This window comes from Streptomyces sp. ALI-76-A, from assembly GCF_030287445.1.
GTDB lineage: Bacteria > Actinomycetota > Actinomycetes > Streptomycetales > Streptomycetaceae > Streptomyces.
Window position 1 is genome coordinate 145,197 of the sequence record NZ_JASVWB010000002.1, and the last position, 12,506, is coordinate 157,702.

7 protein-coding genes and 2 pseudogenes are annotated in these 12,506 nt (G+C 69.7%); 6 read left to right on the forward strand and 3 right to left on the reverse strand.

The features are described from left to right. Positions 1-40 precede the first annotated feature (40 nt). Positions 41-2,878, forward strand: a complete 2,838-nt coding sequence (locus QQS16_RS01280; RefSeq protein ID WP_286066177.1) for an SCO1167/SCO6262 family helicase — start codon at positions 41-43, stop codon at positions 2,876-2,878. After that, entirely contained in the window at positions 2,875-4,116 is a 1,242-nt protein-coding gene (locus QQS16_RS01285) for an SWIM zinc finger family protein (protein WP_286059670.1), read from the forward strand. The genes QQS16_RS01280 and QQS16_RS01285 overlap by 4 nt, the downstream gene beginning before the upstream one ends. A 751-nt stretch (positions 4,117-4,867) precedes the next feature. Here QQS16_RS01285 and QQS16_RS01295 read toward each other — a convergent pair. Beyond that, entirely contained in the window at positions 4,868-5,284 is a 417-nt protein-coding gene (locus QQS16_RS01295) for a hypothetical protein (RefSeq protein WP_286059672.1), read from the reverse strand. Between the two features lie 34 nt (positions 5,285-5,318). Between QQS16_RS01295 and QQS16_RS01300 the strand changes: the two genes are divergently transcribed. The 3 genes from QQS16_RS01300 to QQS16_RS01310 all read left to right on the forward strand — a co-directional run bounded on the left by QQS16_RS01300 (position 5,319) and on the right by QQS16_RS01310 (position 6,778). Beyond that, positions 5,319-5,633, forward strand: coding sequence for a hypothetical protein (locus tag QQS16_RS01300; protein ID WP_286059673.1), 315 nt, complete (start codon positions 5,319-5,321; stop codon positions 5,631-5,633). A 94-nt stretch (positions 5,634-5,727) separates the two neighbouring features. Further along, the gene (locus tag QQS16_RS01305; RefSeq protein WP_286059675.1) at positions 5,728-5,940 is read left to right on the forward strand and encodes a hypothetical protein; all 213 of its coding nucleotides are present in this window, start codon (positions 5,728-5,730) and stop codon (positions 5,938-5,940) included. Between the two features lie 421 nt (positions 5,941-6,361). Further along, entirely contained in the window at positions 6,362-6,778 is a 417-nt protein-coding gene (locus QQS16_RS01310) for a hypothetical protein (protein WP_286059677.1), read from the forward strand. Between the two features lie 135 nt (positions 6,779-6,913). Here QQS16_RS01310 and QQS16_RS01315 read toward each other — a convergent pair. Both QQS16_RS01315 and QQS16_RS43795 read right to left on the reverse strand, forming a co-directional pair. After that, positions 6,914-7,223 (reverse strand): annotated as a pseudogene (locus tag QQS16_RS01315) (hypothetical protein); the annotation flags it as partial. 132 nt (positions 7,224-7,355) lie between these two features. After that, positions 7,356-8,073, reverse strand: a pseudogene (locus QQS16_RS43795) (GTP 3',8-cyclase MoaA); the annotation flags it as partial. 550 nt (positions 8,074-8,623) lie between these two features. Here QQS16_RS43795 and QQS16_RS01325 point away from each other — a divergent pair. Continuing rightward, positions 8,624-12,283 (forward strand): LamG-like jellyroll fold domain-containing protein, encoded by a 3,660-nt coding sequence (locus QQS16_RS01325; protein WP_286059679.1) that lies wholly within the window; start codon positions 8,624-8,626, stop codon positions 12,281-12,283. Positions 12,284-12,506: the final 223 nt, after the last annotated feature.

Sequence of the window (12,506 nt, forward strand, 5' to 3'; positions counted from 1 at the left end):
AAGAGTGGCACGAGTCCTCGTACGGGAGCAGGGCACGGGCATGAGGAGCGTGCCGCCGTTGGCCGCACCGGAATCGGCTGCGTGGGCGCGGAGTCTGCTCGATGACGGCTGGGCGGCGGTGTTCCTGCCCGGCGAGCCTGCCCGCCTCGGCCGGTTGCTGCTCTGGCAGCCCGGTGGGTCAGCCGCCGCCGAGACCATGGCACCCGACGGCGTCAGGACCAAGGCGGCGGAGCTCGTACTGCCGCACGGCCGGTCGGTCAGACGGCGCAAGGTAACGGGTTACGCGTTGCCTGTCGCCCTCGCTGTTGCCGCGCTGTCCGGGGCACAGCCGCCGCATCCGTCCGTCGACGCCTGGCAGGCCGCCGCCCGCTTCGCGCTCCGGCTGCTCGCCGACGGCCGTCTCCATCCGGCCCTCACCCCCGCCGGCTACGACACCTGGCAGGCGGGCCCTTTCACCGCCGCCCAGCGTCGGACGCTGGACGCCCTCGCCGCCGCCTTCCCGCCCCACGGCCACTGCCTGCCGGAACCGGGTCCCGCGCCGCTGCGGATCACTGAACCGGGCGCGCTGGTACGCCAGTTCTGCGACGCGGTCGCCGACGAACTGGTCCGCACTCCCGCCGCTCCGCTCGCCATGGGAGCCCTGCCGTATGCCTGGCGCGAGACGCGTGCCGTGCCCGGCCTGCACGAGTGGGCCGAGGAGACCGCCGCCGCGTTCACCGCCGACGTCAGGATCTCGCTGCGGGTCGACGTACCCGAAGGACGCCGTCGGCAATTCCGGGCTGTCCTTCAGCTGCACACCGCTGCGGATCCGGCGCTCGTCGTGGAGGCCGCACAGCTGTGGAGCGAGCCGGCCGCGACCGAGCGCCTGCTCGGCCCGCGCGCCGAGACCGAGACGCTGCTCGCACTGCGCCGCGGCGCCCACGTCTGGCCGCCGCTCGACCGGCTGCTGAAGGACGCCGCTCCGGACCAGGTGCGGCTGACCGACGACGAGGCGTTCGACCTGCTGGGCGACGCCACCGACACGCTGCGCGCCGCCGGTATCGACGTGCACTGGCCGCGCGAGCTGGTCAAGGCCCTCACCGCGACCGCGGAGATCGGGCAACGCACCGCGCCCGGCTCCAGCGCTGGCGGCCTGCTCGACGCCGACACCCTCCTCGACTTCCGCTGGCAACTCTCGCTCGGCGGCGCCCCGCTCACCGAGGCCGAGATGGACGCCCTCGCCGAGACGCGCCGCCCCCTCGTCCGACTGCGCGACCAGTGGGTGGTCGCCGACCCGAAGTTGGTGGCCCGCGCCCGACGCCGCCGGATGGAACCGCTCACCCCCATGGAGGCACTGGGCGCCGCGCTGACCGGCGAGATGGAGCGGGACGGGGAAACTCTTCGCTGCGCGGCGGTGGGAGCGCTCGGCGACCTCGTCGCCCGTATCCGCGACCCCGAATCCCGCACACCCGCCCCGCAGCCCGCCGCTCTGAAGGCCACGCTGCGCGACTACCAGAAGCGGGGCCTGGCCTGGCTGGCCGAGATGTGTGAGCTCGGTCTCGGCGGCTGTCTCGCCGACGACATGGGCCTGGGCAAGACCATCACCCTGCTCGCTCTGCACCTGCACCGCCAGACCGAACCGGCCACCGCGGGCCCCATGCTCGTCGTCTGCCCCACCTCCCTGCTCGGCAACTGGCAGCGCGAGGCCGCCCGGTTCGCGCCGGCCACCCCCGTGCGCCGCTACCACGGTGGCGACCGCCACCTCGAAGACCTGGCCGACGACGAGATCGTCCTGGTCACATACGGAGTACTGCGCCGCGACCGCGCCGCCCTCGCCGAGAACGTCTGGTCACTGGTCGCCGCCGACGAGGCCCAGCACGTCAAGAACCCCTACGCCGTCACCGCCCGCGAGCTGCGCGCCCTGCCCGCCCGCGCCCGCGTCGCCCTGACCGGCACCCCCGTGGAGAACAACCTTTCCGAACTGTGGGCGCTCCTCGACTGGACCACCCCCGGACTCCTCGGCCCCCTCTCCGCCTTCCGCGACCGTCACGCCCGCGCGATCGAGTCGGGCGAGGACCCGCAGGCGGCCGAACGGCTGTCCCGTCTCGTCCGCCCGTTCCTGCTGCGCCGCAGGAAGTCCGATCCAGGCATCGCGCCCGAACTGCCCGCCAAGACGGAGACCGACCGTGTCGTGCCGCTGACCGCCGAGCAGGCAAGCCTGTACGAGGCGGTGGTCCGTGAAACCATGTCGAAGATCTCCGAAGCCGAGGGCATCGCCCGCCGCGGCCTGATTCTGAAGCTCCTCACCGCGCTGAAGCAGATCTGCAACCACCCCGCCCAGTACCTGCGCCAGTCCACCCCCCTGCACGGCCGCTCCGGCAAACTGGCGCTTCTCGACGAACTGGTCGACACCATCACCGCCGAAGCCGAGTCGGTGCTCGTCTTCACCCAGTACAAGCAGATGGCGACCCTACTGGAGAAGCACCTCACAGAACGAGGCGTCCCCGTCCTCTTCCTGCACGGCGGCACGCCCGTCACCGCACGCGAGGAGATGGTGGAACGCTTCCAGCGAGGCGAAGTACCGGTGTTCCTGCTCTCCCTGAAGGCCGCGGGCACCGGTCTCAACCTCACCCGTGCCACCCATGTCGTGCACTACGACCGCTGGTGGAACCCGGCCGTCGAGGACCAGGCCACCGACCGTGCCTACCGCATCGGCCAGGACAGGCCCGTCCAGGTCCACAAACTCCTCGCGGAGGGGACCGTGGAGGACAAGGTGGCGAAGCTTCTCGAATCGAAGCGAGCACTCGCCGACGCCGTGGTCGGCTCCGGCGAGGCCGCTCTGACCGAACTGTCCCACGACGATCTCGCCGAACTGGTCGCCCTGGGGAGGCAGTCATGAGCCCCTCGAATCCCGGCCCGCGCCGCGCACCTGCCCGCGGCAGGCGTGCCTTCGCCGCGACCTGGTGGGGCCAGGCATGGGTGACGGCCCTGGAGGACTCCACTTTGGACTCGGGGCGCCTGTCCCGCGGACGTACCTACGCCCGCCAGGGCATGGTCGGTTCCGTCACCGTCGCCCCCGGCCAGGTCAAAGCCGCCGTCCAGGGCAGCAGGCCCCGCCCCTACCGTTCCGCCGTCCACCTGCCCGTCCTCACCGACGCCCAGTGGGACACCCTCCTCGACACCATCGCGGCCCGAGCCGGGCACCTCGCGGCACTCCTCGACGGCGAGATGCCCGCCGAACTCGTCGACGACGCGCGCCAGGCAGGCGTCCCCCTGCTCCCGCAGCCCACCGAACTCGACCCCGAATGCTCCTGCCCCGACTGGGGCTACCCCTGCAAACACGCCGCCGCGCTCTGCTACGCCATCGCCGCCACCATCGACGCCGACCCCTTCGTGGTGTTCGCCCTGCGCGGCCGCGTACGGGAGGAGGTCCTGGCCCAGCTGCGCGCCCGCCGTACGGCCGCCCAGGCGACCTCCACACCACCGGCCCCAGCGGGGCTCCCGGCCGCCGGCGCCTACGCGGCCTGGGCCGCCCTGGCCGAACACACTCCGCCTCTTCCCGACCTCCCCGAACCGGCCCCCCACACCGCCGCACTGCCCGCCGCCCCGCCGCCCGGCACCGGTCTGTCCACCGCGGACCTGGAACGCCTCATCGCGGACACCTCCACACGCGCCGCCCGGCTGGTCACCGGCGACACCACCAGCCTGCACCTGTCCCAGCACGAAGACGCGGCACGCATCGCCGCGAGCAACTGCGGCCCCGAGTGGTTCCACCACCTCATCCAGAACACCGGTGCAAAGCCGGCCGCGTTCGCCCGCCTCACCCGCGCCTGGCGGTACGGCGGCCCAACCGGCGTCACCGTCGCCGAACAGCCCTGCACCCCCGACCCGCCGGCGATGACAGCCGCCCGCACCGCCCTGACCGAGGCCCTCACCGAAATGACCACCACCCCGGTCACCCTCAGGGTTTGGCGCAACCGCCTCACCCTCACCGAACACGGCATCCAGCTGCGCCTGGGCCCCGACACCCGCTGGTACCCCTACCTCCAGGATGACAACGGCGACTGGTGGCCGGCAGCGCCGGTCGACCCCGACCCGGTCACGGCGCTCACCTCCGTCTGGCAGACCGGGAGGTGACACGTACGACACACCCGTGAATCCGCCGGCTCAGCCCACATGCCACGTCTCTTCACTTCCGTCACCCGTACTGTTCACCAAGGAGCTCATGCCCTTCACGACACCTGTCCGGGGGGCATCACTTTGGGAGTGGGCTCCGGAGCAGAGCACTTCTACGTCACGGCCCTGCGATGCCGCGAGCCGTTTGAGAAGCACGCTTCCGCTCGTTCAGGGCGGACCACCGAGGCACGAGCATCAGCCCACACCGCTGCCCCACATTTGGCACGACGTTTCGCGCACCATGCCACTGGCCGAAACCGCAGGTCGGTGATCAAGCGCACCTCCGGTGCGCGTCGACGTGGTGAATCCCGTGGTGCGTGCCGGAGGTGCTTCCGTCTGCCCTGACGTGGGCGGATGCGGCCATGGTCTCTCCCTGGGGTGGACCTCGAGGACGGTGGCGTCCCGCGTGCCGATCAGGGCGATGCCGCAAACGATGTCCAGGTCCGGCCCAGGGCGTGGGAGTGCCAGTCGGTGCGGGCGCCTGGCGAGAAGCGGACCAGTTTGGCACGCTTCCGGGGTGGCTCCTCAAGGCGGCGGTGGCGGCCGGCACCGCGGCGAGGGGTCGTGCGGCCTCGGGGCCGATCGCCGCAAGGGCCTCGGCGAGCATGTCGATGGCGTCGTCCGCGGCCTCGACCGCGCAGCACGTGCAAGCCGTGGCCGACGCCAAAGAGTGGCGAGCGCGGCTCGGGGCCTACGCCGGTCTTGGCGCGATTCAAGCTTGCGCGACCCGCATGGTCATCTCGGCGATGCGCTCCGCGGAGAGGTCGAGCGGAAGCACCGGCTGGACGAGGTGGCTGACCGTCAGGCGCACCGCCGCTTCGACGGCCAGGTCCCGCGAGTGGGCGTCGATGCCGGGCCAGGCCTGTGCCGCATAGACGGTGAGGCTGGTGACGGCGTAGACGGTCTTGATGATGGTCTTGCCGGTCTTGCGGTCGGTGCGGCGGCGCTTGATCTGGACGGCCTGCCGGGCTCCGGGGAAGAGCAGGCTGTTCACCGAGGCCACCTTGATACGGCGGATCTCCGCGCGGCCGTGGCCGGTGCCTCTCACGTGGCCCTGCAGCGGGATCTGTGTCCATGGAAGGGATTTGAGCTGCTTGCGGAGCTTCTTGTGGTTGCCCTTGACGATCACGATGTAGTGGGCTTCGCGGCCGAGGGTAGTCGGCGTGCTCGCGTCGGGTGTGCATGGCCTCGCTGGTGACGACCACCCAGGCCAGGTCTGCCACGGTCTCCAGCAGCGGCTGGAAGCAGGTGATTTCGTTCGTCTTTTCCTGCACGTCCAGCTGGGCCAGGACCAGGCCGGTGGTGTGGTCCAGGGCTGCGAGCAGGTGGATCTTGCGGCCGTTGACCCTGGCCGCTCCGCGAAGGCTCTTGCCGGCGACCGCCAGGCCGCGCAGCCGGCCCTCGGCCCGGTTGCGGCGGTCATCGAGCCAGCGGCCGACCGCCAGGTCCAATGCGTCGCCGTCGATCCGGGCCAGTAGTCGTCGGACCGTTGTTTCCGCAGGCAGGGACCGTTGGGGGAACAGGGGGTCGAGTCGCACGCCGACGTGTTCCAGCACGTGAGGCGGAGCGTCCGTGATCCATTCGCCGACCGCCAGCAGCGACTTTGCCCCCCGCCAGCACCGCGCAGGCGGCCAGGGCAAGGACGCCGACGAGAGCGTGGCGCACTCCACGGGGATCACAAGGATCGGGCACCTGGGCGAGGCGGTCCAGCAGTCCGGGCACTTCTTCCGGCGTGGCCTCTGGATGCTCTCGGAGTTGGTCAAGGGCAGGCGGGATCAGCGATGATGCTTCGGCAGGCACGGTCTTCCAGGCACGTCACGGGGCGTCGAGAACTCCGTGATCTTGGAAGCCGTGCCTGTTTCGCTCTCCCTGGCCGACCAACCTGGCAGACCGCCATGAACCGGATGCCCGGCGACTTCGCCGCCTGCAACGTGCCCCTGCCTCCTCATAGCCTTCCAGTTGCGGCATATGAGTGACCGGCGTTGACTGGAAATACCTCGATGACTAGCGAGAGTCGGATGTGATTTCCGCCGCCCACTCTTCAGCACTTCGTCGCAAACTCTGCCGCGCTGCGCTAGTCGTGCCTGCCACCAAGCGGCAACCAGCTGGACCTGTCGTACGACCACGGAACGCCCATGCTGGCACCCGCCATCGGAGGCCCGCAATGACACACATCCGTTCTGCCTGCAGCCCACTGTCCCGGACCATGGCCCTGCTCATCACGGCCGCCTTGACGTTTTCCCTCGCGGTAACGTTCACGCTCACCTCAGCGAAACAGGCGGTAGCCTGCCAAATCGCAAGTAAGCTTCCAGGAAAGTGGTACTCAAGCGATGACAGGCTGAGCCGCATCGACGTTTTGGTTTCAGACAGCTGCCGCCTTTACCTCAAGGCCTATTCCACCTGCGACCACGACGCGACGAAGGACTGTGTCTGGGACAAAGGCCGGTCGAAGGAGCTGTTCCCCAGCAAGTACGTCGCGGGCGCCCGGTACGCCATTTACAAATGGAACAACGCGAGCGAGCAGCTGCTCCTGCGGTCGGAGTCGACCGGCTTGTCGGTTCGGGAGCGCATCGATTGGAGTTCCGGCGCGACAGAGCACTTCACCGTGCGTATGCACAGGTGATGAGCAGGGCCTCTGGTCCGCACTCAGCTGCCGCGATCGAGTGCCGAGAGCGAGGCGGTGTTTCCTCAGGCGGGCGGCGAGGAAGCGGAGGGTGGAGCTGGACAGTCGACGCCGGACGGCGTAGACAAGCATACGAAGCAGCTCGCCTTCGCGGATGCGGCCGGCGTCGACACTCTGGATGCCGTGGTTGAGGGTGCTCCAGCCGATGAAGCGCCGGGCGAAGGCGAGGTCGGCGGCCGTTGGCTCGTAGGGCTCAAGGGCCCAGCGCCGCTGCGGATCGGGGGCATGAAGGGCGTACTGAAAGGCGTCGTCGACGTAGTAGAAGGACACCTCGTAACGGAAGTCGACGGGGCTGGACCAAGATGTCCCCGTAGGTGAGGCCGCCCAACTGCTCGCGGGACACGAATGCCAGGCCGGTGGAGTCCGCACCTGCCTTCGGCTTGACCCAGGGCTTCGGCGAAGTCGCCGGGCATCCGGTTCATGGCGGTCTGCCAGTTTGGTCGGCCAGGGAGAGCGAAACAGGCACGGCTTCCAAGATCACGGAGTTCTCGACGCCCCGTGACCTGCCTGGAAAACCCTCCTCGTCGGGTGCGCCGGAGCGCAGGGCCGCGCGCAGGTCGGTCTCCTCGCGGGCGAACAGGCAGGTGCGTACCTGGCCGTCGGCCGTCAGGCGGGTGCGGTCGCAGGCCGCGCAGAACGGGCGGGTGACGGAGGCGATGACCCTGACGCGGTGCGGGCCGCTGTCCACGAGCCAGCGCTCGACGGGGGCCGAGCCGCGCTCCTCGGAGCCTTCCTCGGTGAGCTCGAAGCGAGTGCGCGGGGAGGTGAGGATGTCGCCCGCGGTGATCATGCCGTCGCGCTTCCAGCCGTGCTGGGCGTCCAGGGACATCTGCTCGATGAAGCGCAGCTCGTAGTCGTGTTCCACGGCCCAGACCAGCAGGTCCGGGGCCTCGTCTTCATTGAGTCCGGGCATCAGGACCGAGTTGACCTTCACCGGGTCAGGCCCGCCTCCCGGGCCGCGTACAGGCCCTCGATGACGTCATGGTGGCGATGTCGGCGGGTCAGCGCTTTGAGGACGTTGGGCCGCAGGGTGTCCAGGGAGACGTTGACCCGGTCCAGGCCGGCCGCCATCAGGGCCGCCGCGGTGCGCTTGAGACCGATGCCGTTCGTCGTCAACGACATGTGAGGGCGGGGAGCCAGCTGCGCCACCCGCTTCACTACGCCCACCAGGCCGGACGCAGCAACGGCTCGCCGCCGGTGAAGCGGACCTCCTCGATACCAAGTGAGTTCACCGCACGCCGGCCTGACCGGCCGGTCCAGTTCCCGGGCGGCCGGCGCCGCGGGCACGTAAGCGGTCGGCGACCGGTCGATCCAATGGGCGTCCCCCGGAACTCGTGCAAAGCCTTGACCACCACACCCACCTGCCTCTACGGTCTCGCCGACACTACGAACCATGTTCGAAATACCGGATAGTCAGGCCGAGTTGGGAGGAGCGCACCGCACACCGCACCTCCGCAGCCGAGAATTCGAGCCGCATGCCCGAACCGCGCCGCACCCCGCCGCGACGGCCCGTCCGGCGACGCAGACACCGACGGATGCCCACGCCGGCACACGCCGGCCGCTCCGCCCCCGACCGGCTGCCCCCCTCGGCCTGTCGTCTGCCCTCACAGTCCCGCCGTGGGACGGTGCCGCCCGCCACTGCCGCAGCACCGGCGCGGCCACACACCGCGCTCCCCGACACCTGACGTCCCCTGACACCTGACCGCCCGGTCGGCCCCGCCAACCGGTCAGAGCCGCCACGGACGATATCGAACCGGTTCGATAACCTCCTGAAAGGACGACACCATGCAATCCACCGACACCCGCGGGCGACGCAGATCAGCCCCAGCCGCCGTGGCCCTGGCCGTCGGCGCGGGCCTGCTGGCCGTACCGGCCACCGCACACGCCGCCGACTCCCCCCAGCCCACCGCCCGTTACACCTTCGACCAGGACGACCTCGCCTCCGGAAGGATCACCGACAGCTCCGGCAACGGCCTGACGGCGGATCTGGTGAACGCCTCCACCGCCCGGTCCGTCGAGGGCACGGGCGGAGGCAAGGCGCTCGCCCTGCCCGGCGGCGCTTCCGACTCCGACGGCGCATACGTCCGCCTCCCCCGCGAGATCCTCGCGGACGCGACGGACCTGACGGTCTCCGCCCGCGTGAAGTGGGGCGACGACAAGTCCGCCTGGCAGCGGATCTTCGACCTGGGCACCAACAACACCAAGTACCTCTTCACCACCCCGTCCAACGGCAGCGTGCTGCGCACCGCCGTGACCTCCGACGGGGGCGGCGCGGAGGCGCAACTCAGCGGCTACGCGCCGATGCCCGCAGACCAATGGCGGACCGTCACCGTCACCCTCGACAGCACCGCGGGCCGGCTCACCACCTACCTCGACGGCGTGGCGGTCTCCTCCGCGCAAACCAGCATCAAGGCCGGGGACGTGCTGGACAGTTCGGCAACGGCCGCCGGTTACATCGGCAAGTCCTTCTGGCCGGATCCCCTGCTCAAGGGAGCGATCGACGACTTCAGCGTGTGGCACTCCGCGCTGAGCGCCGAGCAGGTGGCAGGCGCGGTCGGAACCGTACCCACGCTTCAAGAGCTCTCCCAGGCGTCCTTCGAGGTCCGCACCACGACCGGGGCGGCCCCGTCCCTCCCCACCGCCGTCCGCTCCGCCTTCTCCGACGGCTACGACCGTGACACCCCGGTCACCTGGGACGCCGTACCGTCCGACGACTACGCACAGCCGGGCACGTTCACCGTGGCGGGAAGGGCGGCCGGGCGCGCCGTGAAGGCGACCGTCACCGTGGTCCGAGAGGGGCAGTTGAACGTCAACCTCGGTTCGGACACCGGCGCGTTCCACGGCGGCGCCTCCGGCACCCTCTACGGCGTGTACGGACCGGACGTTCCCACGAACAACCTCATCGAGGGCATGGGCCTGCGCACGGTCTCCACCAAGGCGCAGGACGGCCCGCAGCACCCAGGGGCCGACGCGCTGGAGGTGGTCAAGCCGCTGGCCGACTCCACCGACGGTGACGTGTACATCTACATGACCGACATCCATCGCGGCTTCCCGTACCAGTGGCCGGGCGACACCCCCGAGGAGAAGCTCGAGCTCTACCGGGAGAAAGTCGCAGGACAGGTCGACCAGGTCCTCAAGCTGCCGAGGGAGTACCAGGACAACGTCGTCTTCGTGCCGTTCAACGAGCCTGAGGGCAACATGTTCGGCACTGGCGAGTGGAGCTACAACAAGGTCAGCTGGCTCAACGACCCCGACGACTTCTTCGTCGCCTGGGACGACTTCTACAAGCTCATCAAGAGAAAGATGCCCGACGCCCGTATCGCCGGCCCCAACACCAGCGTCCTCTACGACCAGGTCAAGGGCTTCCTCACCCACACCCTGGCCGCCGGCACCCTTCCGGACGTCATCACCTGGCACGAGCTGAGCCACCCGGAGGCGGTGCGCGACAGCGTCGCCACATACCGGGCGTGGGAGAAGGACCTGTTCAAGGGCACCGACCGTGAGGGCACCCAACTCCCCATCAACATCAACGAATACGCCTTCAACTACCACACCTCGGTCCCCGGTCAGATGATCCAGTGGGTGTCCGCGATCGAGGAGTCCAAGGTGGACGCCGACATCGCGTACTGGAACATCGACGGCAACCTGTCCGACTCCGCGGTGCAGGCCAACCGCGGCAACGGCCAGTGGTGGCTGCTGAACTCGTACGCCTCGATGAGCGGGCACACGGTGAAAGTGACGCCGCCGTTCCCGGGCGAGAACTACACGATGCAGGGCGTCGCCACGCTCGACGAGAAGAAGAAGCAGTCCCGGCTGGTCTTCGGCGGCTCCACCGGCAAGGGCCACATCACCTTCGACAACGTCCCGGAGAAGCTCTTCGGGGACAACGTGCACGCCTGGGTGCGGGAGATCGAGTGGAGCGGCCAGGTGGGAGACAATTCCGGCCCGAAACTGCTCCTGGAGCAAAACCTGAAGGTCGGTGACGATGGCAAGGTCGTCGTCGACTTCGGCGACGGCACGCTGCCGAAACTGAAGGAGTCCTCGGCGTACGAGATCGTCCTCAGCCCGGCGGGCAAAGCCAAAGGCACGCAGTCCCCGCCCGTGAGCTGGCAGGGTTCGTACGAGGCGGAGGACGCCGCCCACACCGGATCCGGCTACTCCAGGAACGGCCCGGAGGGCTCGCCGCGTGAAGTGTCGAAGTTCTACACCTCCGGCGGCTACGACGTGGGCGGCCTGCGCACCGGCTCGGACGTCACGCTCGACTTCACCGTGGACGTACCTCAGGACGGCACCTACGACCTGAGCGTCTTCGCCAACTCCCTCAACACCTCCGACAAGGTGACGGAACAGGGCCCGACCAACGTCTTCCTGCGCGTTGACGGCAAGGCCGACAGCGAGCAGGAGCTGCATCTGCCGCTCGGCTACAAGTGGGTCGTCTGGGACCACACCGACACCAAGGTCGAACTCCCCGAGGGCAGGCACACACTGACGCTCGCCGCGAAGAGCGCCGACGGCAAGCGCGCCACGAAGGGCGACGCCATCGTCGACCGCATCACCCTCTCCCTCCCCCAGGCTTCGGCTGAAACCCAGGTGTACGAGGGCGAGCTGGCCTGGCTGGGCGGCGGGGCACAGCCCGTCTACAGGCTGCCGCAACAGGCGGGAGCCCCCGCAACCGGCTCGGGCGCGGTCCAACTCCAGAAGGGCCAGACGGCCACGTTCTGGGTCTACTCACCCGCCGACCGCGAGGCCACCCTCAGTGTCGGCGCCCTCAGCGGCTCGGGCGCTCGGCTCTCCGTCAACGGCCACGACGTCCTACGCCTGACCAAGGGCAGGAACAACGCGGCGGTCTCCCTCTCGGGCGGCATCAACAAGGTGACACTGACCGGAGGTTCGTCCACCACCCTCATCGACCGCCTCACGGTCACGCCCACCGAGGGCACGCTGAAGGAGCGGACTTACGAGGCGGGCGACGCCAAGCTGACCGGCTCCGCCACGCTCACCCCCCTCTCCCTGGCCACCGACGGCACGGCGATCACCGGCATCGGCGGCGACCCCGGCAACTCCAGTGCCGCCACGTTCACCGTCACCGCCGACCGGACAGGCCTGCACGCGCTGCGCGTCCGCTACTCCAACCCGGAGCAGTCCGAGGCCACGCACTACAACCCGGACCCGCTCGCCCGCCATGCCGACATCAGCGTCAACGGCGGTACGACACATCGCGTCGGCTTCCCGCACAGCTTCCATCAGAACAACTTCTGGGAGCTGACCGTCCGCGTCCACCTGAAGAAGGGGCAGAACGCCCTCACCTTCCGCTCCGAGGAACTGCCGAACTTCGACGGCACCACCTACGCCTCGGACACCTTCCCCGGCGTACTGCTCCGCTCCCGCTACGCGCCGCTGATCGACCGGATCACCGTCGCGCGGTACGCGCGCGAGGCGCGATGACCGGATGAGCGCCGGGTGCCCGGGTCCGTCGAGGCCGACCGGCCCGGGCCCGGGCACCTGTCGTCGCGGGATGGACGCACAGACTCGGCGGGGCGGTAGACCATGCCCCGCCCTCGTGATTCAAGCGGGAAGGCTGAATGCACGGCACTCCTGCCCGATCCTTCCAGCATGACTTCGCGCGTCGGTCTTCTCCCGACCGTTCGATGGAGGGCTCGAACTGCGC

What these genes read in the sequence shown, in the direction of transcription:
- QQS16_RS01280 (WP_286066177.1), top strand. Translation starts at nt 41, where the DNA reads ATGAGGAGCGTGCCGCCGTTGGCCGCACCGGAATCGGCTGCGTGGGCG.
- QQS16_RS01285 (WP_286059670.1), top strand. Translation starts at nt 2,875, where the DNA reads ATGAGCCCCTCGAATCCCGGCCCGCGCCGCGCACCTGCCCGCGGCAGG.
- QQS16_RS01310 (WP_286059677.1), top strand. Translation starts at nt 6,362, where the DNA reads ATGGCCCTGCTCATCACGGCCGCCTTGACGTTTTCCCTCGCGGTAACG.
- QQS16_RS01325 (WP_286059679.1), top strand. Translation starts at nt 8,624, where the DNA reads ATGCAATCCACCGACACCCGCGGGCGACGCAGATCAGCCCCAGCCGCC.